Source organism: Metallibacterium scheffleri, from assembly GCF_002077135.1.
Lineage (GTDB): Bacteria > Pseudomonadota > Gammaproteobacteria > Xanthomonadales > Rhodanobacteraceae > Metallibacterium > Metallibacterium scheffleri.
In genome coordinates this window covers 1,097,133-1,122,480 of record NZ_LDOS01000001.1, presented here as the reverse complement: position 1 = coordinate 1,122,480, position 25,348 = coordinate 1,097,133, and the positions used below count along the sequence as shown (strand labels likewise).

Genomic DNA, 25,348 nt, shown 5'->3' with positions numbered 1-25,348 from the left:
CAGGCTGTGGCGCGCACGTCAATACGCTTGCGTACGGGGTAATTGGGCGCGCGCCGTCCTACCATACGTGCATGCCCAATCCAGGTATGGTCAAAATCGAACGCTCGCGTCTCAGCGCCGCCGACTGGGAACGCGCGGCACTGGCGTTGATCGCTGAGCAGGGTGTCAACGCGCTCAATGTCGAGGGTCTGGCGCGCGAGCTGGGCGTGACCAAGGGCAGCTTCTACTGGCATTTCCCGAGTCGCGAGGCGCTGCTGAACTCCGCGCTCGAACGCTGGGAATCGGACGTGGAGCGCGAGCTGAGCGCCGAGGTCGAGTCGGTCAGCGACCCGCGCGCACGCCTGCGCGAGCTGTTCCGCCGCATCGCGCACGAGGTGCAGCCGCATCGCGTGTATGCCGCGCTGCTGCGTGCGCTGGATCATCCACGCATACAGTCATTGATGGCGCGCGTGTCGCAGCGACGCATGGATTTTCTGGCCCTGGCCTACCGTCAGGCCGGCATGGAGCGCAGCGCCGCGAGCCATCGCGCGCGCCTGACTTACGCCGCCTACGTCGGCTTCCTGCAAATGAACGTGCACCTGGGCGTGCCGCGTCTGAGCCAGGACGACTACGAGGCCTACGTCGAACACGTGATCGACACCTTGATCGCACCATGAGCCGCGGCCGGCGCAGCGCCGCTGCAGGCGCGCTGGCAATGCCGTCTGCGGCGCCCGCACGACCCGCGCGACGCGGCCTGCGGCCGTAAACGTTTCCATCGATTCGCGCGCTGCACTGCGGCGTGATCATGCTCGCGCACGGCCGTTATGGTCGGGTGCAACCGCCTCGGAAACCGCCGCATGCCCAGCACGCTCGCCGCCTTGAATCAGTGGCTCGATGAAGTCGCGCTTCTGACCCAACCCGCACGCATCCACTGGTGCGACGGCACGCAGGCCGAATACGCCGCGCTCGGCGCGCAGATGCTCGAACGCGGCGAACTGCACGCGCTGAATCCGCACACGCATCCGCGCTGCACCCTGCACCGCTCGCATCCGGGCGATGTGGCGCGCGTCGAGCACCTCACCTACATCTGCACGCGCGAGCGCGCCGATGCCGGCCCCAACAATCCGTGGTTGGCGCCCGCGGAAGCGCACGCGAAGATGGATGCGTTGTTCGCCGGCTGCATGCGCGGGCGCACGCTGTACGTGGTGCCGTACTGCATGGGCCCGATCGACTCGCCGCTGGCGCGCTGTGGCGTGGAGATCACCGACAGCGCCTACGTGGTGGCCAACATGCACCTGATGACGCGCATGGGCGCGCCGGCGCTGGCGCGCATCGAGCGCGAGGGCCGCTTCGTCAAGGGTCTGCACTCCACCGGCGAGCTCGACCCCGAGCGCCGCTTCATCATGCACTTCCCCGAAGAGCTCGCCATCAAATCCTACGGCTCGGGCTACGGCGGCAACGCACTGCTGGGCAAGAAGTGCCACGCGCTGCGCATCGCTTCGTGGCAGGCGCGGCAGGAAGGCTGGCTGGCCGAACACATGCTGATCGTCGGCATCCAGAGTCCGCAGGGGCAGACGCACTACATCGCCGCGGCGTTTCCCTCGGCCTGCGGCAAAACCAACCTGGCCATGCTGGTGCCGCCCGCGGACATGCGCCGCGCCGGCTGGAAAGTGTGGACGGTGGGCGACGACATCTGCTGGATGGCGCCCGGCAAGGACGGCCGCCTATGGGCGATCAACCCCGAGGCCGGGTTCTTCGGCGTGGCCCCCGGCACCAGCGCCAAGACCAATCCCAACGCGCTGGCCATGCTCGATCACCACACGATCTTCACCAACGTCGCCGTCACCGCCGATGGCCAGCCATGGTGGGAAGGCCTGGACGCGCGCGTGCCCGCGCTGGACTGGCAGGGGCGCCCGTTCGACCCCGCACGCGGTCCGGCGGCGCATCCCAATTCGCGCTTCACCGTCAGCGCGCGGCAGTGCCCGAGTTTCTCGCCGCACGCCGAGGATGCGCAGGGCGTGCCGATCAGCGCCATCGTCTTCGGCGGCCGCCGCGAATCGCTGCTGCCCCTGGTATTCGAGGCCCGCGACTGGGCGCACGGCGTCATGCTGGGCGCGGCCATGGGCTCGGAAACCACCGCCGCCGCCAGCGGCGCCGTCGGCGTGCTGCGCCGCGATCCGATGGCGATGAAACCCTTCTGCGGCTACAACTTCGCCGACTACTTCGCGCACTGGCTGAGTTTCGACCGGCCCGGCCTGCAGTTGCCGAGAATCTTCCACGTCAACTGGTTTCGCAAAGGCAGCGACGGCAACTTTCTATGGCCGGGCTTTGGCGACAACCTGCGCGTGCTGGCGTGGATGCTGGCGCGCTGCGAGGGCGGCGCCGCGGCCGTGGAGACACCGATCGGCCGGATGCCGCACGCGCACTACCTGGACACGGCCGGGTTGCGCCTGCCCGCTGCGGCGCTAGAGGCGCTGCTGCATGTCGACCCGGCGGGCTGGCAACGCGAAATGGCGGCGCTGGGGGATTATTTCAGCGAATTCGGCGCGCGCCTGCCGGCCCGCCTGGAAAGCGAACGGCGGCGCGTGCTGGAGGCGCTGGAGGCCAATAAACCAACGCGACGCGCGGCGCAGGGCTGATGAATCAGTCTGTCGTGTAACCCGCCTGGCGGATCGATTCCGCCAGCGTCGGCAGCAACGGCGCGAAGACCCGCGCGTAACGCCGCCAACGTCCGATGCTGTCGGCGCGCAAGGACTCGACCACCTGCGCATAACTCGGCGTACTGATGTAGCCGCGCTGCTGCGCGCTGGACGCGAAGTGGGCCATCGCAGTCGTATCCAGGACACCAAGGCAGTTGCCAAGACCTTGCAACGCGGCTTGCGGATGGGTCACCAGGTCCTCGTAGCGCAACTCGAATGGCGTGGCGCCCAGCAGCGCGGCCTGCTCGCGAAATTGCGCATCGAACGCGGCATAGGCGCGGGCAAGACTGGCAGGCGACGCGCTCATTTCCGCAACCTCTGGATCCGCAAACGGCTGCATATAGCAACTCAGGACCACATCGCATGGATGGCGTCGACAGATGACCACGCGCGCAAGCGGAAACAGCCGCAGGATCATCGGCAAGGCCAGCATGTTCAGCGGATTCTTGTCCACCAGACGCTGTCCAGGCGCGCGCGTGGCCAGGGCATCGGCCGCGCGCCAGTAGCCGGCGCGCAAATCCTCGATCTGTTCCGCGCGCAGCGCGCCCAAGCCCTGCGGATAGGCAATGCCTAGCGCCTGCATGCGGCGTATGGCGGACAACACCAGCGGGCGCTCATCGATGCTGGCGAAATCCGGGTGTGCCGCGAGCATCTGCTCCAGCAGCGTGGTGCCGGAGCGCGGGAAGCCCAGCACGAACACCGGAGATTGTGCAGCGGATGGTGCGGGGGCCCGCTGCGAATACGCGGTCTCCGCCGCTGGCAATCCCGTGGTCAGCACAGGCAGCCAGCGTTCATGGATCGTGCGCTGCGCGCTGGTTGCCGCGAGCAAGGCATGCGCCTCGCGCAACACGGCAAGCGTGGCATCGACATCACCCAGGCGATCACACGCACGCGCCAGGGCGAAATACATCGCCGCGCGACCGCGCGTGCTGCCGGCGATGGCCAGCGCTTGTTGCAACGCCTGCCGCGCAGCCGGCCAGTCCTTGCGCCGCGCCGCCAGGATGCCGCGTGCATGCAGCAGTTCCTGTCGTGCTTCCGCTGCCGCGATCTGGTCGGGATCAGGCAGGTCTGCAAGCAGCCGTTCGGCTGCATCCGGCTGATTGATGCGCTCGAGCAGCAATGCATGGCGTGCCTTGGCACGGATTCTGGCCGCAACTCCGGCGAACGCACTCGCGAAAACGTGCTCGGCATCGTCAAAGTGGCCCAACTCGAGCAGCAACCAGCCCAGTTCCAGCCAGGCCTCGTCGGAATCGCGTGGCCAATGCTCCCAGCCCCGCACCAATTCTTCCGCCGTGACGGCGTCACCCGCCGCATGGGCGGCCACGGCGGCCCAGATGCGCATGCCCGGTTCCGCATCGGGCGCCGCGCTGGCGGCGCGCAAATGCGTCGCGGCCTGCGCTGGATTGCCGGCATTGAGCAGCAATAATCCGAGGTTGGTGCGCACCCGCGGCGCGGCCGGATTCAATTCCAGCGCGCGTTCGAAGGCCAGGCGCGCGTGCTCGACCTGACCCAGCGCGCGCTGCGCATTGCCGAGGTTGTTCCAGTATTGCCAGGTGCGCGGATGCGCCTGCGTCAGGCGCGCAAAAAGCACGGCCGCCAGATCGTGATTTCCAGCCTGCTGTTCGCAGCTCGCGCACAGCGACAAGGCGCTTTCGTCATCGGGGTAGTCGGCGAGCAGCACGCGCGCGGCATGCAGTGCAGCGTCGATGCGCTGCTCGCGCAGGGCCGTCAGCACCTGCCGGGCGCGGTCCTGCAGCGAGATGCGATCCATGTCAGTACCCCGCAGGCAGGTAATTGAATCGGCGCATGACTTCGCGATGGTCGGCGATGATCCGCGCGACCTGCTCGCGACCGAGGCGCTCGCGCCATTGTTTGGCGAGGCCCTTGCGAAAAAACGGCACCGCGCCGGATACCGCCTCGCGAAAGCCATCGCTGCGCTCCATGCGCTGCAGACGCTTGAAGTCACTGAACTCGATGGCGCGCATGATGCGCGCGCGGTCGTCGCCCAGCTTGAGCATGCGCGCGACGCGGGTGAAGGTCTTGAGTGGTTTGTCCAGCATGTCCTCGTAGCGCACCAGCAGCACGCCACGTGCCTCCAGCGCGGCCCAACTGGCGACATGCTGCGACCACGAGCCGATGATCTCGCTGACGAACAGCGCGTCATTGCCGGTGGCGAGATTGGCATCCGCCATGCGCGCGATGGCGGTGTCGAGCGTCAGCCCGAAATGTGCCGCGAAGCTGATACACACGTCCAGCGGATTGCGTATCACGTAAATCGCCCCCGCAGTCACCGTCCAGTTCTGCAACGCGTGTCCGTCGAAACTGCCGGCGAGATTGTGCGTTTTGACGAATACCGTGCCACGCGCTGCAGCGGCGATGTCTGCCTGCACGGCAACGCGCGACCGGCACAGGGCATCGACATCGAGATCGGTGGAAGGCGCGCCCGCGACACGGCTGAAGCGCTCCGGATTGGCCTCGTCCACGGCATATCGTGGCCACGTGTCGAATGCCAGCGGCGCGCGCGCGTCGGCGACCAGGTTCGCGATGAAAGCGCGTAGCCAGGTGTTCCCTGACTTCGGATAGGACGACAACCAGACGATGTTGCCCATGATGCTCCCGGCGCGCGCCCGCGAATGCCACGCGCAGCAGATGGTAATGGCCCCTGGAAATGCACGGGCCGCCGTGATCAGGCCAGATTCAATTCCTGCCCGGCCGCCTTGCCGAATTCACCGATGGCGATGACCAAGTCGCCGATCGCCAGGCGCTCGGCGTCGGTCAGATGCGGATTCCAGGCATCCATCAGCACGATGACGCGGTTGTGCTCGCTGCGATTCCACGCTTCATGCTCGTAGGTATCGTCGAACGCCACGGCCTCGCCCTCGCGCCATGCGTGCAATTCACCGCCGACATTGAGCGCGCAATCGGCAGGCACCAGCAAAGGCAAATGCACCACCGTGCGCGTGTTGGTGACGCCGCGATGCGGCAGGATGTGCGAACCCGGCGTCAGCAAGGAGAAGCAGATCTCCGGCGCATGCTCGCGGATGCGCAGCAGTGGCGCGGCTTCGAGCGCGGCAAAGGTTCGCGGACACTGTTCGCTGTTGTCCGCATAGCGCTCGCCGTGGCGGTAAAAGAAATACGCGTTCCAGTGCCCCGTGCCGTCCTTGCCGGTCAAGTAATTCCTGGCTTCTTCGGTCTTGTGAAAACGCAGAAACGGCTCGAATCCGCGTTGCTCATCCAGCACACGCAACATCTCTTCGCGAATGACGGAGGTGCTGGCTTCAAGCCGGTCGAGCCAGCGCATGGCGGCTTTCGGCAGATACGGTGCTGTCGGCAGGCCCGGGAAATACAAGAAGGTCGGCCGCTGGCGTGCATCCTGATACGGCGGTGGCTGCAGGTGCAGATAAATGCGCAGGCACTGCTCGACGCGCGCCAGTTCCGACGTCCCGAAACGCTGTCGCAAAGGTTCGAGTACCTGGTCATACAGGGCCAGCCGGCCCTTGTCGACGTAGGCCATCGCGCGCTGCAACGGCGCGCGCAGCGAGGGGTGCGTGGTGGCATCGTTGAGCCAGCGCCCACTGCCTTGGGCCTCGCTGATCGCGCGGAAATAGTGCACCAGCGCGCCATGCGCATCGCCACTGCGTTCGAGTGTCTGCGCCAGATGAAAACGCGCGACAAAGGCATCGGGCGCCAGCGCCAGAGCCGCACTCAACGATGCGCTCGCCTCGGCAAACTGGCCGGAGGTCAACTGCGCCTGACCGAGACCGGTCAGCGCGGTCACATCACCTGGCTGCGCCGCGACCAGGCGCGCGTACAGGCTCAGCGCATCACCCGCGCGCCCGCTGGCCAGCGCGCGAGCGGCCACGAAGGCCAGCGCCTCCGCATGCGCCGGCTCGATATCCAGCACCGCGGCATACGCGCGTTCGGCCTCGATCATCACCCCACGCGCGAGCGCGGCCTGCGCGGCCTGCACGAGGCGGGCTACCGCTCCCGCACCATCAGCAGAAATTGGATTCATCCGGATCGATGCTTGGCAAATCAGGTGATGGGCGACTGTAACTGATGCATTCAACACCCTCAAACCGCACCGGCAACCGCTGCGGGCGGATGCTTTACAGGAACGATTTCAGCTCAGGGATGAATTCCAGGTAGTGCCGGTAGCGCCCGATCGAGCTGGCATACACCGGCTGGCGCGCTTGCCACAGACTCGAGGTGGCAATCTGCCCGGTCGGCGCCACCGGCGCGACAGCAGACACGGACGCGGACGCAGCGGCGTCATAGCCGATGTGCGCCAGCACGCGCACCATCGCGGCGTGCCGATCGTGCACCAGATCCTCGTAAGCCACACGCAGAATGCTCGCGCGTGCGGACCAGTAAGACACGATTTCCTCGCAGCCGGCATCGACTTCCCTGATCCAGGCGAAGTCGTGGCTGAAGCGTGTCGCCGGACTCTCGAAAAACTGGAACCACAGCGACAGCGCGACATCGGCTTTGTGCCGTGCGCAGTAAATGATCCTTGCCTCGGGAAGCGCGGCCGTGATCCAGTCGAGGTGCAGAAAGTTCATGGGGTTTTTGTCGATATAAACCCGTGCCGCTGCATCATCCCGGATGATGTGCGTCCGGTACATGGCGGCACTGGAAGTCAAGGCATCCTCCCATGCCTGTCGCGGCGTGCCGGTGACGGCGCGATCGATATGCTCGGCGAAGTTGAGTTCTCCGCGCGACACGATGCCGGCGTGGCGCGCCATCAACTCGGACAACAGCGTGGTGCCACTACGTGGCATGCCGATGACGAAAACCGGCACGCATGCCCGATCAGGTGCCCGATTGCGCGGCAACTGCCCCTGCAAGGCACGCGCCTTGTCACGCAACCACTGCGCGCGATCCCATGGCTGCACGGCGCGCGCGGCGGCGTTGGCGATGCGCAAATGCTCCGCGGCAGCGCGGTAATCACGCAAATCGTCACTGATCTTGGCGCGCGCGAAATGGACGCTGGCCTTCGTGCTGGCGGGAGCCGACCTCTGTAGCATGCCATCGATGAGCGCGATATCCGTGTCGGCCGCATTGTCGAAGCGCTTGCTCAACGCCAGGCCAAGTGCCGCAAGCCGAGCCCGCGCAGCATGCGGACCAAGCGCGAGGTCGCGATAGAAATTTCGCGCCTCATCGAATTGCCCTGTCTCCAGCGCCGTTTTAGCCAGCAACTCCATGAGGGGAAGGTGATGTGGATGCGCCACCATTGCCGCGCGACCCAACGCATGGGCCAAGCCTGACTCGGCGCATTCGATCATGAACTTCATGCAGGTGCAGACCGTGTCGACATCTTTCAGGATTTCAGGCTGCATGGCGAAATCACACAGCATCGATGCCGCTGCATGCGTGCGTCCGCGCTCGCGCAATCCATCCGCGACGAACCAGACCGGCTGCAGCCACTGCGGTGCCGCGCGCGCGGCCGCCCGCGCGCAGGCAGCCGCATTGTCCATGTCGCCGATGGCGCGATAGGCTAAGGCGCGATGAAACTCGATCAGTGCCTGCCTGCCGAAACGCACCTCGGCCTCGGCCAGAACGGCAAGTGCCGCCTTGGGCCACGATTGCCGTACCAGCCCGTCGGCGACAGCGGCCCAGACTTGCACGGGCAGCGGCGACAGGCTGCCGACCAGATCCAGCAAAGGATTGGCGGGGTCCGCGCGCGCAATCGCGTCCGCGAATCGCGCCAGCATTTTTTCAACATCGACCATTGCCCCGCCTTGCCCTGGTTTCAAATTCCGCGGATCACCGCGGTATCGCATCCATCACAGCGCGTACCACGGCATCATGTCACCGGATGAATCACGCGTGCCTGCAGGCGCGCCAGCACGCCCAGCCTGGATCTCGGCGCTGGAGCTAATCGACGCACTCCCCTGCGAAGTGGCCTGTGCACAACTGACCGCAGCGCTCGCCGATGCAACCGTAACCGAGTGGCTGCAGTGCATTCAACAGCTGCGCCTGCGTCGGCAATCGGCACTCGCCGGGCACGTCGCGCGGGCCGCGCTCGCGCAGTATCCGGACACACTGGATCTACGCCGCACACTTGCCATGGTCCTATTCGAAAGTGGCCAGCTCGCATTGGCCACGGCAGCGCTCGAAACCATCGAGCGCGATTTCCCGGGCGATGCCGCGACGACCTTGACCCTGGCGCGCGCCCTGGCGCAGGCCGGCCGCGCCGGGGCCGCGGCCAGCGTGACATCGCAGCTGTTTGCCGCGACTACACAGCCAGTCGATGTCTTGATCCAAGCAGTGGAAATCCTTGATGGCTGCGATCGCAAAACTGAAGCCCTACGCTTATGCGAGAACGCCATCGCTGGCGGTTGCACGGATGCGCGCCTGCACATGCAGGCCGGAAGCCTGGCCAACCAGCTCGGGCACTTTACCCATGCGCGCGCCCATTTCATGCAGGTCGTGGCGCATGACGAGCGGGCCCACGAATGGTTTGTCGCCAACGGGCTGGCCATCGCGCAGCGTTATGCCGAGGCATCGCATCCAGATTTCGCGTTGTTCGAACAGGCGCTCACGCGCAGCGATCTTTCGCTACGTGCACGCGCATCCCTGTTGTTCGCGCTGGGCAAGGGCTTCGATGATATTGATGAGATCGGGCAGGCGGCCACACGGTTCTCCGAAGGCAATGCACTGCGCAGGCAACTGCGATCCTGGTCGCGCGATGATTGGGAGCGACTGGTGCAATCGCGTCTGTGCGCACAGGCACCGGCGCCGATGCCACGACCGGCTGACTGGACCCCGGTCTTCATCGTCGGCATTCCACGTTCCGGCAGCAGCCTGGTTGCCGCGCGTCTTTCGAGTCATGCGGGCGTGCGCAATCGCGGCGAGTTGCCATGGCTGCAACACTTGGCGCGGCAACTGCCCGACCCTGCCAGCGCCGCCGCGTCGCGTTTGCACGAGCTTGCCGACATCTATCAATCGCACTTGCTGCAGGATGACGCGCCGGCACGCTTCTATCTCGACAAACAGCCCTTGAACCTGCTGTTTCTCGACCTGATCCTGAGCCTGTGGCCGCACGCGAAAATCGTGCATTGCCACCGCGCAGCGCGCGCTACGGCGCTGTCGCTGTGGATGCAGGACTTCGCCGACGCGCAGCATGGCTACGCTTTCGATTTCGACGAGATCCGCGCCTTCATGCATGGCTGCGAACAATTGATGGCGCACTGGCAGCAACGCTATCCGCGTGCGATCCACCGCGTGGATTACGAAACATTCATCGCCAGACCCGACTCGTGCATTGCTGCACTCGGCGCATGGATCGGCATCGATCCGCTGCAATCCTCGCCCGATGCAACCGCGCCCGGCAGTATCGCCACGGCAAGTTTGTGGCAGGCGCGACAACCCGTTTATTCGCGCTCGATTGGTCGCTGGCGCGCGTATGCGCAAGCGATTCCGGAACTCGCCATGTTTCCTGATGCGTGATGGCATGCGCGACGAACGCATCTCGCGCTAGTCGATAGCGTAACCCCAGTGCCGCAACATCGGCTCGAGGATCGGCAGGGCCGGCTGCAGCGCCTCGCGATAGCGCTGCCAGCGATTGACCCGGCGCGGCGTGATCGGCTGGATGACCTCGGTGTAACTGGGCGTGGCGATGTAGCCCTTCTCCTGGGCGCGCGCCTGCGAATTGAGCAGGGGCTGCGCATCCATCAGCCCGAGGAACGCCGCCAGGCGCCTGGCCTGCAATTCCGGTTCGGCGACCAGCGTCTCGTAACGCGACACGAATACCTGCGGTTTGAACAGCTCGACGTGGTGCAGCCAATACGTCATGGCAGTGACATAGCCGCGCGCCAATGATTCGACATCGGCGCACACCGCGCCCAGCACTACCGAACGAAAGTTCTGGAAGTAATTGCTCAGCAGCACATCGCGCGGATCGCGCAACGCGAGAATGTAACGTGCGTTGGGAAACAGCCGGTGGATCAGCGGCAGCCACAGCATGTTCAGCGGATTCTTGTCGACCAATTGCGTGTCCGGCTTGCGCGCAATCTTCGAGCGCACCAGTTCCCAGTAACCCTCGCGCAGCAAATCGCAGTCGCTTTGCTGCATGCGCGCCAGCTCACGCGGCACGCGCAACCCTGCAGCGGACAGCCGATCACCCAGCACATTGAAGAACGGACGCTCGTCCATCGACTGCAGGGCCGGATGTGCGTCGAGCATTTGCTCAAGCAGGGTCGTGCCGGAGCGCGGGAAGCCGACGATGAAGATTGGTGACTGCGCGGTATCCGGTGCACGCAACTGCGGCCAGGCTGTGTAGTCCTCGTTGCTGAGCGTGTAGTTGGCAGCCGGAAACATCGGTGCATCGGGCAGGAAACGCTGTGGCGCGGCGCGGCGCATGTCCTCGATCTGCAGCGCATGCGCGGTTTGCAGCGCCTGCAGCGCCGCCGTGCGCTCATCCAGCTTGTCGCAAACCTGCGCCAGCGCGAAGTAGTGATCGAAATCCTCGGGGCTGCGCGGGCCACGCGCATCGAGCAACGCGCGCGCACCGGTGAAATCACCGGCACGCTCGGCCAGTCTGGCCTCGCTGTGTGCGATGTCGTGCGCCACCGATCCCGCTGGATCAGGCACCTGCAGCTTGATGCGCTCGATCAGCACGCGCGCGTCCTGCAGCCGGTTGCTACGCTCATAGACGCTGGCCAGCAGCGCGATCGCGTGAAGATGTCCGGGCGCGCGCGCCACCAGATCCTCCAGCAATTCCTGCGCGGCTGCTGCGTCGCCGATGGTCATCAGAGCGAAGGCGAGATCGAACTGGGGACCATCGGCCAGCGGCAACCATCCGCGCCAGCCCTGAATCAGATCTTCAGCAAAATAATCGCGGCAGGCGAGCGCGGCCTGCGCAGCCTGTATGGCGATGTCGGCCGCTTGCGGCTTGAGCGCGTGCGCATGCAGCAGCAGATCGCGCGCGGTTTCATACTCGCGCAGGCGCAAGCGCATGCTGCCCAGGCTGGCCAGCAACTCGGGGTCGTCGGGCGCGGCCCGCAAACCTTGCTCGCAGGCGCTGATGGCCTCGGGCACATGCCCGCTCTGACGCAACGCCACGGCAAGATTGGCCCAATGCAAGCCGGCATCCGGAAACAATTGCGTCAGTTGCTGGTGCACGGCCACGGCTTCTTCATTGCGACTCTGGTGGTGCAGGCTTAGCGCGAGCAGCACCAGCAGATTCTCGTCGCCTGGTTGAGCGCGCAGGCGTTCGCGACTCAGTGCTTCGGCATGCGCCGGGTCGCCGGACCGCAACGCGTGAACGATATCCTGCATGGGTATCCCCGCAAAAAAAGAGCCGCGCGGACGCGCCGCGCGGCTCGATTCTAAAGGCAAGCGTAGCGTCAGAACTTGACGGTCACGCGACCCCAGTAGTAGCGCCCGATCAGGTCGAAATCGGCCGGATCCGTGTTCGCATTCAGCGTGTTGTTCGCATACAGGAACGGCGGCTGCTTGTTGAACACGTTGTTGATGCCCACCTGGATCTTGGTGTTGATCGGCTGGATCTCGTAGGCAAGCGAGACGTCGTTGTAGGTGGTCGAGCCGAAATCAAGCTCCTGCGGATTGTTGGCCGCGAAGCTCGGAATCGCGCTCATGCCCTGCGACGGATCGGTGGAACCCAGGCGGAACTTGCCGATGTAGCGCATGCGCCACGACGCTTCCCACGGGCCCATCGTCCAGCCGATGTTGGCCTGCGCACGCCAGCGCGAGAACAGGCAGATGCCGCCGACCGAGGTCGGGCACGCACCCTGTGCCGCGGAACCAAACGGCAGGAAGTGACCCGCCATGTGGTACACGCTGTTGCCCGGCAGGCCCGGCGCGGTCTGTACATCGAACTTGGACAGGTAGGTGCTGTTGAGGCCGACCGTGAAGTGGCCAGGATCCACACCCATCACGTCGAACTGCGGCAGGTTGTAACGGAAACCGAAGTCCACACCACTGGTGTCCGTCCGCCCCAGATTGACCGTGGGCTGCAGGATCTGCGCGATCTGACCCTGGTTGGGGCCGGGTCCGAAACGCGTGATCAGCGGGCAATACTGGGTCTGACCCGCGGAGCACAGATCCAGGATCGTCTGCGCGCCAACGCTGGTGATGGTGTTGTTCAGGTAAACGCGCCAGAAATCCAGCGAGGTGGAGAAGCCAGGCAGCCAGCTCGGGTCATACACCAAGCCCCAGTCGAAGGACTTGCCCTTCTCCGCGCCCAGCGGGAAGCCCGCGTAGGCCGAGCCGGAATTGACCGCCTTGATCTGCTGGCCGGTGGCCACGTCGTTGTTCACGAAGGTGCCATTGGTCGGCACGTTGACGCAGGCCGGATCGACCGGGCTGCCGGTATAGCCGTTGCAGGGATCGCTGCTGAGCTTGGGCGCGCTGCTGACGGGCGAGCCGTACACATCGCCCACCGTGGGCGCACGGAACACCGTGGTCACCGTGCCGCGCAGCAGCAGGTCGTTGATCGGACGCCACTCGAACGCCAGTTTGGTGTTGTTGGTATTGCCGAAGGTGCTGTACTTGGAATAACGATCACCCAGGGTCACGTTCAGCGACTTGGCGAAGGGCAGGTCCTTGAGGATCGGGACGAACAACTCGCCGTAGGCTTCCTTGACGTTGTAACCGCCCTGCAGATTGGCACTGCACTGGCTGCCCAGGGTGCAGTTGCCGGTGGCCGGATTCAACAGCAGGACCGGGTCGACGATGCTGTTGGAATACTCCTGCCGATAATCCGCACCGACGGCCAGACGTACCGTGCCGCCCGGCAGATCGAACAAGGCGCCGTTGGCGTCGAAATGCTCGTAACGCTGCAGGCTGTAGGCGTTGCTCACGGCCTCGGCCGCAGCCGCCCTGAGCAGCGCAGCATTGGCACCATCATTCACGGCGAATCCATTCAGCGGGATACAGCCCGAGATGATGTTGGCGGTCGGAACGACCCCAGCTACAGGTACACCGCAGACCACATTGCCGGCTGCATCAAGGCCTGACGGACCCATCTCCTGATTCAGTGTCTGCACGTTGGGCAGGCCGCCGGTGATCGTCACCTGCGAGGTGTGGCCGTAGCCCAGGCCCAGGTTCCAGTCCCAGTCGTGCCCGAGTAGCTGCAGGCTGCCCTTCAAACCGGTGAACAACTGGTCAGTCGTCGTGCCGTACTGCGCGAAGCGGTTGCCCGCGCCGGTGAGACGCGCGCGGAAGTCCAGACCATTGACACCGTTGTAAGCCACGCCGAAGGGGTTGTAATAGCTCTGCGCCGAGATCGAAGCGCCGTATAGCGAACCCAGCAGCGCCGGAGCCAGCTGGAACGCCGAGGATGCCTTGGTGTGATAGAACTGCAAGTACGCGTCGACGTTGTCCGACAGATGGTAGTCGCCGCTCAACCACGCATAGGTGCGCTCCTGCGGGGTCATGATCAGGTTGAGCGGCGCGTAGTTGAATTTGTCGCTGTTGCCAAAGCAGTGGTAATTGGCGGTGCTGACGACCTGGCTGTTGCCACCCGGATTCAATGACACGCGCGAGCAGCCAAAGGTGCTCTGCATGGCGGTGGGCAACTGAATGTTCTCGGCCGGGTTGAAGGTCGAACCACCGACATACTGATACGGCGGGGTGTTGGTGCTGCCGGTGAGCGAGACCGAGTTCTTGGAGAAACTGCGGTTGCCGGCCAGGATCGCATCCTGCTTGTTGTACTGGATGCCGCCCATGATGCTTCCCTTGTCGCCAGACTGGCCGAAGGTGAAGCTGTAACCCTGACGCGCGCCATCGCTGTGATCGGAGATGCCGTAGTCGGTGCTGAACTCTGCGCCCTGGTAGTTCCTGCGGGTGATGATGTTGACCACGCCGCCGATCGCGTCGGCGCCATAAATGGCCGAAGCGCCATCACTCAGCACCTCGACGCTCTCGACCATGGAGGTCGGGATCGAGTTCAGATCATTGTTGATGATGCGGTTGCCGTTGAGCAGGACCAGTGTGCGGTTGGAACCAAGGCCGCGCAGATTGACGGTGGATGCACCGGTGCCGCCGCCGTTGTTGGTCTGCGGATTGGCAAAACTGCCGGTGTTAGCCGGGATCGCCTGGATCACGCTGCCGAGGGTCGGGCTGCCGGTGCTCTGGATCGCCTGACGGCTGATCGAGATGACCGGGTTCGAGGTTTCGATGTCCACGCGGCGGATGCGCGAACCGGTAACCACGATGGTCTGCAGTTCTTTTGCCTTGGTGCTGCTGGGTGGAGTGGTGGTGGTGTCCTGCGCCATGGCGCTGCCGGCGACACCTGCAGTGGCAACCGCGCCCAGCGTGAGCGCCAGGCGTACGGCTGATGAAAGCTTGTTCGTATCGAGGTTCATTAAACTCTCCAACGTCGGTGGTGTGACGTGTGTCGGGACATTGTGGTTTCGTCCTTGAACGGCCTAGGGAGGCCCTACCCTTACCCTGGTGCGACCGACTCTAACAACTTTCTAACCCCGTTGGAATACCCACTTCACTTCGCCACCGTAAGCATCGTGGCAGCCAGCGCTGCCCCGCAGCCCGACGACGCAAGCATGCAGCGCCATGCGCGAAGTTCAGACAGGCTGGAGATAATCTTGCGGGCGGAGCACGACCCCGCTCGCGATCAAGCCACGGAGCCGTCATCTGATCGCAAGCGCGTGAGGCACGCAGGCCACGCGCATGCCAACTCGCCGCCGGCATCAGCGGCCCGAGCCTGGAACGGCGTGCCTCAGAGATCCTGTTGGTATTGCACGTAGGGAATCCGCGCGGCAGCACCGGGCACGTTGGCGCCCGGCGGTGGTGCACCCTGCGACCACAGGTTTTGTGCACCGACGCTGAAAGCGCCGTGCCATGGCAGACGCCAGGTGATGCCGAGGTCCACCGTGGTCCAGGACTGCAGATCAAGACCGTTGCCCAACGCGCTGCCGGGGGTGAGCACGCGACCGGTCACCACCCCGGTGATGGAGCCGCGGCCGATGCCGAAGTGCAGGGACTTTTCGTTCAGGCCATCGAGGCCGGGCAGCAGGGTGGCGTCGGTGTTGATGCGGCCGTAGCTGGCGCCGAGTTCAAAACGCAAGCCACCCATGGCGAGGTCGCTGTTGGCGCTGAACCGCGTGGTGCTGCCGAGTAAATCCAGGGGCAGGCCAGCCATCACGCCAGCGCCGCCGTACAGCGGAGCCAGCGTGGGCGCAACCAGCGGCCCGCCGAGAGTGCTCGGACGCGACAAACCCAGCGAGAACGCCATGCCCACGGGGCCGCGCGCATAGCCGGCGCCGAATTCCGCCGTGGTCACGCTGCCCAGATTGGTTTGCCCGTCCGCGCACAGCCCGTCGCGCATGCCCGCCTGCGCCACGGCGCACCCAGGCGCGCGCCAACTGCGTTGCGCGATGCGTGCATCGGCGCGCAAGCCGTTGTCGAACTGATAACGCAGCGTTTCGGTGAGCAGCGGTGAGGCATCGACCGCGCGCAGATTGAGTGCGCCGCCAAGCAAGGGCGCACGCCAACCACCTGCGTCACCCGCCGGACTGGACGCCACGATGGCCAGCAGCTTGCCGTCGTTGCCGCGCCACAACGGCAACACCACGCCGGGCGCGATTTCGGTGATCTGCGCCGGCACACGATGCAACAGTGAACTGGCCAGAGCTTCCTGCGAGCGCGCATTGCTCAGCGGCCGCCCAAACGCCAGCGCTGGCGCGGAAAATCCGACAGCCAGTGCCACGGCAGGCAGCAACAACGAGAGCAGGCGGGACAGCTTCATGGCGGGGTTCAGGACGATGCAACAGCGCTCAATGCATGTGTCGCCGAGTTTACCGCTTTTTACATTTTTCTAATAGCAGGGCTACGCACCACCCCATGAATGCGTGGGCTGTATCACACATCCCATACAATGATCTGAATTGCCGGGCAATGTTGGCACTTCGTCCATTGCGGGCAGTATGCAGGGCGGTGGGGTGATCCGCCGATGCCATGGGCGACACCTCACGATTGGCACACTCGACTGCGCGTTGCGCCGCGCCGCACTGGCCGAAGTAGGACTCGAACAAACCGTCCAAGTCACTGTCATGCAAGCGCTTTCCAACATGAAGTTTTTCGAGTTACTCCAAAAGTTACTCACGCCAGAGCAAAGTGACCCCTGCCGGCAGACTCACTCACGCCTGCGTGTAGTCCTGCACGAAGTCACTCGCGCCCGCGTGTACTGGTCGGTAAATCTCCGGGCCTGCCGCGCAGGTGGAGACCGCGCAACTGAAGACCTCAAGGCGCGGGTGGGGTGACATTGGCGGCGATGATGCGCAACGCATCCACGATGGCCGCGAGCGCGTAGAACAACGCGCAAAACACAATCCCCTCGCCGATTGCCTCACCCAACACCAGAAAGCCGGCTGCGGTTTGGTTTGCAAACTCGATGGCGTTGAACAGGCCGCCAATCACGCCGCCGACCACGCTTAAGATGCCCAGGGTCCGCAGGCTGTGCTGGAGAGTGGTCGAGATTCCTTCATGCTGTTTCGGCGCTGCAGCCTCAGGCAGCGGGTCGGACGCAAACGCCTCTTTCAAGATGCCCATTTCACTTTCTCCTCTAGGTAACTGACAAAGGCAGCCGGCGCCACACTTGCCCCGCACGGCGCCGGGGCTATCGGTCATCCTGAAATGTGGATCAGCAGGCAGTGACGCCGCCGCACTCATTCGTTTTCGTTGTGCTGACGCTCGCAAGCACCCCATTTGCGGTGAACTTGAGCGTGGTGCCGCGCACGGTCGAGTTGGCGTGCCCTACGAATGGACCCACGAACGGGATGAAGCTGGACGCGCTGGGCGTCGCATGGATGTAGCTGTATTGAATGGTCGTTGTGCCACCGCGTTGTGCGTGACGGTGTTCGGCTTGCCCAACTGAGCTTCGACCTGCGCCAGCGTAGTGACACCGGGCTTGAGTGCCGAAAGCTGCGACGGCTTGATGTCGGTCCCGACGTTCATACAGCCGGCGAGCAAAAGGACTGCTGCAACAATGATCAGAATTCGCATGGCGGTCTCCCCTGTTGACGCCACCAATCTAGCACTGCACGTTCGTGAGGAGCTGCAGACTCAACCGCGCCGCGTGTACTGTGCGGGAAATCGCCGGCTGACTCATTCGCACGCATACGCGCGCATGGCCGGAAGGTACACATCGGCTAGCATTTCGCCCATGGCAAGTTCGTCGTGCATCGCGCCTTGCCTTCAGCCGTGCGCGGGCCAGTCGATAGGCCGCCATGCCACTTGCACCGACCGCCGCGAAGCTTGAGTGCGCGGCACGGCCTGCCGGACTTGGTGCGGGCGTTGCACAGGTTCGGATTGGTGCCGTCGTAATCGTCCGCCACGCCGCGCTTGGTGCTGCCGGCTTTGCGCTGGCGGATGGTCGCTGTCATAGGCCCAGCACTTGCAGCCAGCGCGCGACGGTCAAGGCGATCAAGAACAGGCGGGTGCTGACAACGCTATTCATGGGCGCGTGTCCGCTTGTCCGTAGCGTGCCGCAGACAGCCGGGACGGGTTTATGGTGCGCGCACGATAAACAGTTGCGGTGGTCATGGCTGGGACTCGGCTGCTGCGTGGGCGCCTTGCGCTCGGTCAATGGCGAGCTGCATGCAGCCGCGTTCGATGGCGCAGAAAGCCGCATCCATTTCCGCGAGCAGCTCGGGCGAGTCGGGTTGCAGAGTACCGGCGAGTATCTGTTCGTTGCGGGCCGGGAGTAACAGGCGTCTGGCCCGTGCCTGCATGACCATCGAAACGGTTATGTCGTTGCCGCCCATGCCCGCGAACAGCGCTGCCAGGCGCTTGAGTTCGCCCGTTCGATGTCCACGTGTCCGGCACGCTGGCGAGCAAGTCACTGCGTCGCTGCGCCGGGTGTCGAACAACCCGTCGCAGATGGCGCAGCACGTAATGCGACGGATGCGGGTATCCGTTACGGCGCTCATGCGACAGCCTCGGGCATGTGCGCCGCGCTCGGGATCAGCCAGCCGTGCTTGAGGGTGCCTATGCGGTACGCCTCACGGGTGCCGGTGATGTTCAGCCAGCGCGTCAGCGCCGCATCGGACATCGGCATGCAGAAGCCCAGCGCTCGATCGGTGGCGACGGCCCGCACAATCTCCGGGCCGATGCCGTGCACCTTGGCGATGGCGTGCAGGCGCTCGCGTGTGGCGGCGTGGGCGTCGGGCAGCAGGGCCAGCAGTTCGGCCTTGTGCTTACGGGCAAGCTCGATCAGGGCAACGGGCAGCGGTTCGCCGGATTGCGTCGAAATCTCGATCACATCCCCGTCACGGCGGACGCTGACGCCGGCGTGTTGCAGTTGGCGCAAGGCATTCATAGGCGCACCCTCGCCGGTAGGGGGTTTCTATCCGCCACACCGCCACAAGCCGCGTCGTGCTTAGGTTTGGGGGCTTTTTCATCCGCCACAGGCGGCACTGTGTGGCGGATGTCGAAACCGCTGGAACCCGCGTCCTGTCTACGTTGTGGCGGTGTGGCGGATAGAAGGGGGGTATCTGGCGACGCAAGGTATCTGGACCACGCATCTTCGAACGCGTGTCGGTGGTAGCCCTTTGGGGTCGCGCCGCTCGGCAGCCTGATATTGACGGGCGAAATGCCGAATTCGCCCAGCTTGCGGGCTACCTGCCGGGGCGTGATCGGCTTGCCGCGATTCCAGGTTGCCCAAGGCCCTTCGGCGTCGGCCGCGAGTGCCTCCACAACATCGGCGGATGCGATTCGGTCAACACCGCGCGCGTCGAACGCCTCGCGGATGGCGGCAAGCAGTTCATCGGCAGGGGCGTCCGTAGGCTGTCCACAAAGCGCCATGGCCGCATCACGCGCAAGCTTGGGCCAGTCACCGCCGGCCACCTCGGCAATCGCCAGCAGCGGCTCGAAATTGTCTTGCGCACGATCGTTCAAGCCCGGCACTGAAGCAGGCAGCGTGCGCCCGATGCGCTCGGCATTGTCGGCGGTCCACCGGATGATCTGCGCGCGAACGATGCCGAAGGTTTCCGGCGGGGCACGGCGCAGAGACTCCACGCGCTCGCCCTGCAACTTGCGGCGCATGCGCAGCGGGATGGCTCGATCTTCGAGTGTGTCAGCAATCCTGCCAATGCCCGAAATGGCTTTTCCCGCCCATGTGCTGAAGCGCTGCGGCTCGAAATCGTCGCCCTCGCACCTGATGACAAAGGCAGAATCTCGCGTGTGACCTGAATTCAGGATTCCGCGGAGTGGTTCGTTGTCGCGCAGGAATGAATCGGCTTCGTCGATCAGCAACGTTGGCCGCCACTTTTCTACAGCCCTGAAAACTGCGGCTGGGCTGATGCTGCTTGCTTGCAGTGGGCGGTGCGCGAGCTTGCCCACACACGAAAGCATGACAGTCTTGCCGCAACGTTTTTCGGGTGCGGAAATATGCGCGATCGGGCTGACTGTCAGCACGTCCAGCAAGTGCGTGTGGACCGTCCAGAGTGCCGCTGCGTGGATCGTCGGCAGATCGGCGACCACGAAGCGGCTGAAGGTCCCGGCGATCTCCGTCAGCAGCCGCGCGCCGTCCACCGGATGCGGCCAGGCGGCGGGTTCGTCGAACATGGCTGCGGCGCTTTCCACTTGATCGGGCTTCTTGCGCTGGGCTCCCACCTGATCGTCAAGCACCGACGCTCGCAACCCAAGTTCAAGTGCAGCGTCGGTGCGCTGGCGTTCGTAATCTACGGGGCCAAGCTGGGCCAGCTCCGCGATGCGCTCGGCGGTCGTGTCGGGCTGGGCGTAGGTGGTCTCGGGGTCAACTTGACCGGGCCGGTTGTCGCGGAACACGCACAACGCGGCGCGGTCGGCGGTCATCGCTCACCGCCGTTGCCGCGTGCGCGGATTCGGTCGGCGATCCAGGCGGTAACTTCGACTTCAGGCCAGGCGCTCAAGCGCGCAAGTTTGACCGGCTTCGGGAACGTGCCGCCGCGGATGCCGTCGTAAATGGTCGAACGTTGCAGGCCGGTCGCGGCGATGACTGCGGGCAGTCTCAAAAGTCGTTGCGTGTTGTCCATGATAGTCACCGGTGCCGCGCGGATGTCGCCGGCTTCGGATTCGCAAGCTATGCGCCCGACCGGCGCTGCGCCACAACAGCAGCCTGCTATTTTTCTGGGCTGGTGTTGTTGCTTTCGGTCAGGTATTGACGTACCGCCCGCAGCGGGTCACCAGCGCCGGCGGCGTCGTAGGCCAGCACGGCGACTTCGAGGAATGGCGAACCTGCGCATGCACTCACGGGGACCGCTGGGCCGTCTGCCGACAGCGCGGCATCGATCAGTTGCACCGGGTAGGGGGGCGAGACTCGGCGCGTCTGCTGGCGTGGCATGTGCTCGACCGCGTGGCTGGCGGCTTGCTCCACGTCTTGCAGCGTCGCCAGCAGGCGCAGTGCTTCCGGCTCGCGGCGGTCGTAACGATGGAAAAACGACACGCGCGCAGGGTCCGCTTGGCAGCGCTCGGGGTGCCGCGCTTCGATGGCTTCCAGCAGTCGCAGCCGGCTTTCCTGCATGGCCTCGTCGCTGGCATCCAGCAGCACGCGCAGCGCAGCAGCGGCCTTGTGTGCATCGGTCGCGAGCTTGACCAGCGGCGCGCGTGCGTCCGCCAGGCGCGGCCCTTGCGCGGTGTAGTAGGCAATCGCCGGCAGGATGCGTTCCAATCGCTCAACCTGCGCAGGGGTGACTTGCAGCCGGTGCAGTTCGCGCTTTTGGGCATCAGTGAACGTGCGTCGCCAGCAGTCCTTGCGTGCGTCGGGTGGCAGTGCATGCGCCAGCAGGTGCTGGGCCTGCTGGACAGTCATGGACCCGGATGCTTTCTGCTTCGGCATGCTGGCCTTCTCCAGCCCTTCAAGGATCGCCACGGCAGCCGGTGAAGGTGACCGGCGTTCGGGAGCTACCCTAGCCGTGGCGAAGTCGGGTCATTGGCTGCGCGTCCAGTTTTCGCAGCGCAGCCCCGGCACGCGTCGGAACTCGCGCAGGTTGTCCGTCACCAGCACCAGGTTGTGCGCGACGGCCTGCGCGGCAATCAGCAGGTCCAGCGGGCCGATACTGGCGCCCTTGCGTTCCAGCACGGCGCGGATGCGCCCGTAGGCTTCCGCGTCCGCAGCCTCGAACGGCAGTGCAGAAAATCCCTGCGTCACGATATCCAGGGCGCTGCGCACTTGCGCGGCACGTTGCGACTTCTCAGCGCCGTACAGCAATTCAGACAGCACGATCCCTGACATGTGCAGACGGTTCGGCGCGAGTGCCGCCAGACGATTCAGCAGCGCATGCGGCTCGCCCTTCATCGCAGCGATGATCGTGCAGGTATCCAGAAGGTAGGCATCCGCCACGGCATCAATCCAGCGCAGGCACGGGACGTGCGACGCCTTGTCCGGGCCGCTCCCAATCCTTGAATGCGTCCCCAGCTTTGGCACGGGCCAGCGCGAACACGTCGGCAGCAGTGCGCGGCTTCGGGCGCAGGATCAGTGCGCCATCCTCGGTGCGACTGATCTCCACTTCCTCGGCATCGATGCGGAAACGCGCGGGAATACGCACGGCCTGCGAGTTGGCGAGCGTGAACAGTTTGGCGGTGGCGTTCATGGGTAGGCTCCCGGCATCCGCAGTGGACGCCTACGGTTCAGTATAGACCGCTGCGGATATGGTGCACAGATATGAGTCAAGCGCGCCGGATCGGCACCACGTCAGCACCGATGCGCAGGCCGTCCAGATAGTCAGCCCACGCCTGCATCATGGCCTTGCGTTCGGGCAGGTGCTGGGCGCGGTTGTAGGCATCCTTGACTGCGTTGCTCTCCTTATGGGCCAGCTGGCGTTCGATCACGTCGGACGGGTAACCCTGTTCGTGCAGCAGCGTGCTGGCGGTGCTCCTGAAGCCGTGGCCGGTCATGGTGTCGCCCGCAAAGCCCAGCGCGCGCAGGGCCACCGTGATTGCATTCTCGGACATGCAGCGGCCGGGGGTGCGTGGTGACGGGAACAGGTACTGCCCGCGTCCGGTCAGCGCGTGCAGGTCGCGCAAGATGGCGACGGCCTGCGATGACAGCGGCACGATATGCGACGCGCGCATTTTCATCTTGTGGGCGGGAATGCACCACGTGGCCTTGTCCAGATCGATCTCTGACCATTCCGCATGCCGCAGTTCGCCGGGGCGGGTGAACACCAGCGGCGCGAGCTTGAGCGCGGAGGCCACCACGAAGCCGCCTTGATAGCTCCACAGCGCGCGCAGCAGATCGCCCAGCTTGCGCGGATCAGTGATTGCAGCGTGGTGCCGGACCTTGGGCGACTTGATCGCACCGCGCAAGGCAATCGTCGGGTCAGTCTCAGCGCGACCGGTGGCGATGGCGAAACGGAACACGGCGGACAGTTTCACCTTGATGCGCTTGGCCGTTTCCAGCTTGTCGGCATCCTCGTACCTGCGCAGCATGGTCAGCACCTCGGGCGACGTGATCGCGGCAACAGGCCGATGCCCCAGCGCAGGAATCGCCACCTTTTCGACGAGCCACGCATCTTTGGCGGCGGTGGCTTCGGACACGTCGCGCCGGGCCAGCCAGTCGCGGGCGACGGCCTCGAACGTATCGGCGTCGATGGCCTTGGCGGCCTTGCGCTCGGCGCTGGGGTCGATGCCTAGCGCCACCAGTGCGCGCGCCTGATCGCGGCGCTCGCGGGCTTGGGCCAGTGACACAGCCGGCCATGCGCCCAAACTCAGCATGCGTGCCTTGCCGCTGTGCAGATACCGGAAGCGCCACAAGCGCGAGCCGTTCGGCGGCACCTCAACGCATAGGCCTTTGTCATCTGTGACCCTGTAGAGCTTGCCACGCGGGCGCATGGCCTTGAGCTTGGTATCGGTCAGCATTTGAGTAACTCGAAAAGCCGCTTTTTGCGGGTTACTCAGAATCCTACTCAAGCCAGAGGCCGGCTGCAAGCGCACAGCCTCGGACCTTCCCGGACGGGAAAGTGAGCATTTTGCTGGGTTTCTGCCGGGTTTCTGGACGTCTGCGGACGTGCCCGGAAGTGCTTGTGGCGCCCGAAGTAGGACTCGAACCTACGACCCCCTGATTAACAGTCAGGTGCTCTAACCGGCTGAGCTATTCGGGCGTGAGCTGCGTATTGTTGTGTCCGGCGTGCAGCGCGTCAAGCCGCGGTGACCAGCGTCAGCCGTCCGTCGTGATCCGGTAACAGGGCTGGTAACCCTTGCCGCCGGGCAGCTTCATGCGGTGCTGCGCGACAAAGGCCTGCAGCATGGCGTCGAGCGCGCGCATGATCTCGGGTTCGCCGCTGATCGCATAAGGGCCGTCGGACTCGATCGCGCGCATGCCTTCTTCCTTGACGTTGCCGGCAACGATGCCGGAGAAAGCCCGGCGCAAATCAGCGGCCAGTTCGTGCGCGGGTCGGTCGCGATGCAAGCGCAGCGCCGCCATCGCCGCATGCGTGGGCTGGAACGGCTGCTGGTAGGCGAACGGCACGTTGAGCGACCAGTTGAAGAAAAACGCATCCTTGTTGTCCAGGCGCTGCTCACGCACGCGGTCGACGCCTTTCGACATGGCCTTGGCCACTGCCTGCGCGTCGTCGATGATGATCCGATAATGGCGTGCGATGCCGGCACCCAGAGCCAGGCACAGAAAGCGATCGATCTGTTCGAAATAGGCCGCCGATTCGCGCGGCCCGGTGAGGATCAGCGGCAGGTTCTGTCCGGTGTTGTCCGGATGCAGCAACAAACCCAGCAAATAGAAAATTTCCTCGGCCGTGCCGACGCCACCGGGGAACACGATGATGCCGTGACCGATGCGCACGAACGCTTCCAGGCGCTTCTCGATGTCCGGCATGATCACCAGATGGTTGACGATCGGATTGGGCGACTCGGCGGCGATGATGCCGGGCTCGGTGATGCCGATATAGCGGTTGTGGTGCCGGCGCTGCTTGGCATGCGCGATGGTCGCACCCTTCATCGGCCCTTTCATGGCGCCCGGCCCGCAGCCGGTGCAGATGTCCAGCCCGCGCAGGCCGAGCTGGTAGCCCACCTGCTTGGTGTAGTCGTATTCAGCGCGCGCAATGGAATGCCCGCCCCAACACACGACGAGGTTGGGATCGGCATGCGGGCGCAGGATGCGCGCGTTGCGCAGGATCTCGAATACGGCGTGGGTGATGCCCACCGAGTCATCGAGATCGAAGGCGCCGGCCGCGAGGCTGGTCGAGGCATAGACGATGTCGCGCACGACCGCCACCAACAGCTCGTTGATGCCGCGGATGATCTGCCCATCGACGAAAGCCTGCGCCGGGGCGTGGCGCAATTCCAGCTTGATGCCGCGATCCTGCTGCAGCACCTGGATGTCGAAATCGGGGTAGCGCTCGAGTGTCGAACGCGGATCATCGCTTTCGCTGCCCGAGGTCAGCACCGCCAGCGCGCAGCGGCGCAGCAAGCCATGCAGCCCTGATGCGCTGACATCGCGCAGCAAGGCCACCTCGTTGCGCGACAGCACATCCAGGCCGCCCGACGGTGAAATGCGCGCGCTGACCACGCCTTTGACCGGCGGTTGCGGCGGCAGGTAGTCCTCGTCGCGCGCTTCCCTGTTGCTATTCATGGCATCGACTCCGCTGGCGCGCCGCGTGCGCGCAAATTTCGACCGGGCAGCATCAGCCCTGGCGCTGGCGATTGCAAGCCGCTGGCGGGAAAACGCCCAATGGAAACAAAAAGCCGGCATC

General features: G+C 64.9%; 22 protein-coding genes and 1 tRNA gene. 3 read left to right on the top strand and 20 right to left on the bottom strand.

Going from position 1 to position 25,348, the window contains the following annotated elements:
• Nucleotides 1–86: 86 nt before the first annotated feature.
• Together Mschef_RS05010 and Mschef_RS05005 are read left to right on the top strand one after the other, a co-directional pair.
• The gene (locus tag Mschef_RS05010; RefSeq protein ID WP_081126680.1) at nt 87–656 is read left to right on the top strand and encodes a TetR/AcrR family transcriptional regulator; all 570 of its coding nucleotides are present in this window, start codon (nt 87–89) and stop codon (nt 654–656) included.
• A 180-nt stretch (nt 657–836) separates the two neighbouring features.
• Nucleotides 837–2,618 carry a phosphoenolpyruvate carboxykinase (GTP) gene (locus tag Mschef_RS05005; protein WP_081126856.1) on the top strand — a complete coding sequence of 594 codons (1,782 nt, stop codon included), beginning with the start codon at nt 837–839 and terminating at the stop codon, nt 2,616–2,618.
• 4 nt (nt 2,619–2,622) lie between these two features.
• Here the strand turns inward: Mschef_RS05005 and Mschef_RS05000 are convergent, their stop codons facing one another.
• From Mschef_RS05000 to Mschef_RS04985, 4 genes are all read right to left on the bottom strand, one after another.
• Nucleotides 2,623–4,449 (bottom strand): tetratricopeptide repeat-containing sulfotransferase family protein, encoded by a 1,827-nt coding sequence (locus tag Mschef_RS05000; protein ID WP_081126679.1) that lies wholly within the window; start codon nt 4,447–4,449, stop codon nt 2,623–2,625.
• 1 nt (nt 4,450) lies between these two features.
• Nucleotides 4,451–5,287, bottom strand: coding sequence for a sulfotransferase domain-containing protein (locus Mschef_RS04995; protein ID WP_081126678.1), 837 nt, complete (start codon nt 5,285–5,287; stop codon nt 4,451–4,453).
• Between the two features lie 77 nt (nt 5,288–5,364).
• Nucleotides 5,365–6,693, bottom strand: coding sequence for an aspartyl/asparaginyl beta-hydroxylase domain-containing protein (locus Mschef_RS04990; protein WP_081126677.1), 1,329 nt, complete (start codon nt 6,691–6,693; stop codon nt 5,365–5,367).
• A gap of 94 nt (nt 6,694–6,787) precedes the next feature.
• On the bottom strand, nt 6,788–8,410 hold the full coding sequence (locus tag Mschef_RS04985) for a sulfotransferase family protein (protein WP_168708934.1): 1,623 nt from the start codon (nt 8,408–8,410) through the stop codon (nt 6,788–6,790).
• A gap of 337 nt (nt 8,411–8,747) precedes the next feature.
• On the opposite strand from Mschef_RS04985, the gene Mschef_RS04980 reads away from it, so the two are divergent.
• Nucleotides 8,748–10,130, top strand: a complete 1,383-nt coding sequence (locus tag Mschef_RS04980; RefSeq protein ID WP_168708935.1) for a tetratricopeptide repeat-containing sulfotransferase family protein — start codon at nt 8,748–8,750, stop codon at nt 10,128–10,130.
• 27 nt (nt 10,131–10,157) lie between these two features.
• Here Mschef_RS04980 and Mschef_RS04975 read toward each other — a convergent pair whose 3' ends face one another.
• The 16 genes from Mschef_RS04975 to ppnN all read right to left on the bottom strand — a co-directional run bounded on the left by Mschef_RS04975 (nt 10,158) and on the right by ppnN (nt 25,227).
• On the bottom strand, nt 10,158–11,960 hold the full coding sequence (locus tag Mschef_RS04975; protein WP_081126674.1) for a tetratricopeptide repeat-containing sulfotransferase family protein: 1,803 nt from the start codon (nt 11,958–11,960) through the stop codon (nt 10,158–10,160).
• Nucleotides 11,961–12,028: 68 nt separating this feature from the next.
• Nucleotides 12,029–15,010 (bottom strand): TonB-dependent receptor plug domain-containing protein, encoded by a 2,982-nt coding sequence (locus Mschef_RS04970; protein ID WP_081126673.1) that lies wholly within the window; start codon nt 15,008–15,010, stop codon nt 12,029–12,031.
• Between the two features lie 371 nt (nt 15,011–15,381).
• Entirely contained in the window at nt 15,382–16,410 is a 1,029-nt protein-coding gene (locus Mschef_RS04965; protein WP_081126672.1) for a hypothetical protein, read from the bottom strand.
• Between the two features lie 494 nt (nt 16,411–16,904).
• Complete coding sequence (locus Mschef_RS04960; RefSeq protein WP_081126671.1) at nt 16,905–17,213, bottom strand: hypothetical protein; 309 nt, start codon at nt 17,211–17,213, stop codon at nt 16,905–16,907.
• A 204-nt stretch (nt 17,214–17,417) separates the two neighbouring features.
• On the bottom strand, nt 17,418–17,666 hold the full coding sequence (locus tag Mschef_RS17095; protein WP_136256473.1) for a hypothetical protein: 249 nt from the start codon (nt 17,664–17,666) through the stop codon (nt 17,418–17,420).
• Between the two features lie 146 nt (nt 17,667–17,812).
• Nucleotides 17,813–18,046, bottom strand: coding sequence for an HGGxSTG domain-containing protein (locus tag Mschef_RS18365; protein WP_425480102.1), 234 nt, complete (start codon nt 18,044–18,046; stop codon nt 17,813–17,815).
• A 156-nt stretch (nt 18,047–18,202) separates the two neighbouring features.
• Nucleotides 18,203–18,592 (bottom strand): hypothetical protein, encoded by a 390-nt coding sequence (locus tag Mschef_RS04950; protein ID WP_081126670.1) that lies wholly within the window; start codon nt 18,590–18,592, stop codon nt 18,203–18,205.
• Nucleotides 18,589–18,981, bottom strand: a complete 393-nt coding sequence (locus Mschef_RS04945; protein WP_081126669.1) for a hypothetical protein — start codon at nt 18,979–18,981, stop codon at nt 18,589–18,591. The genes Mschef_RS04950 and Mschef_RS04945 overlap by 4 nt, the downstream gene beginning before the upstream one ends.
• The gene (locus tag Mschef_RS04940) at nt 18,978–20,477 is read right to left on the bottom strand and encodes a DUF3631 domain-containing protein (RefSeq protein WP_081126668.1); all 1,500 of its coding nucleotides are present in this window, start codon (nt 20,475–20,477) and stop codon (nt 18,978–18,980) included. Before Mschef_RS04940 ends, Mschef_RS04945 begins: the two co-directional genes overlap by 4 nt.
• Entirely contained in the window at nt 20,474–20,677 is a 204-nt protein-coding gene (locus Mschef_RS04935; protein WP_081126667.1) for a helix-turn-helix transcriptional regulator, read from the bottom strand. Before Mschef_RS04935 ends, Mschef_RS04940 begins: the two co-directional genes overlap by 4 nt.
• A gap of 86 nt (nt 20,678–20,763) precedes the next feature.
• A complete protein-coding gene (locus tag Mschef_RS04930) occupies nt 20,764–21,453 on the bottom strand; it encodes a hypothetical protein (RefSeq protein ID WP_081126666.1) in 690 nt (229 codons plus the stop codon).
• A 117-nt stretch (nt 21,454–21,570) separates the two neighbouring features.
• Nucleotides 21,571–21,984 carry a type II toxin-antitoxin system VapC family toxin gene (locus Mschef_RS04925; protein WP_197686716.1) on the bottom strand — a complete coding sequence of 138 codons (414 nt, stop codon included), beginning with the start codon at nt 21,982–21,984 and terminating at the stop codon, nt 21,571–21,573.
• 4 nt (nt 21,985–21,988) lie between these two features.
• Nucleotides 21,989–22,234 carry an antitoxin gene (locus Mschef_RS04920; RefSeq protein WP_081126665.1) on the bottom strand — a complete coding sequence of 82 codons (246 nt, stop codon included), beginning with the start codon at nt 22,232–22,234 and terminating at the stop codon, nt 21,989–21,991.
• A gap of 76 nt (nt 22,235–22,310) precedes the next feature.
• Nucleotides 22,311–23,501, bottom strand: a complete 1,191-nt coding sequence (locus Mschef_RS04915) for a tyrosine-type recombinase/integrase (RefSeq protein ID WP_081126664.1) — start codon at nt 23,499–23,501, stop codon at nt 22,311–22,313.
• A gap of 165 nt (nt 23,502–23,666) precedes the next feature.
• A tRNA-Asn gene (locus Mschef_RS04910) sits at nt 23,667–23,743 on the bottom strand.
• A gap of 56 nt (nt 23,744–23,799) precedes the next feature.
• Complete coding sequence (gene ppnN, locus Mschef_RS04905) at nt 23,800–25,227, bottom strand: nucleotide 5'-monophosphate nucleosidase PpnN (RefSeq protein ID WP_081126663.1); 1,428 nt, start codon at nt 25,225–25,227, stop codon at nt 23,800–23,802.
• Nucleotides 25,228–25,348: the final 121 nt, after the last annotated feature.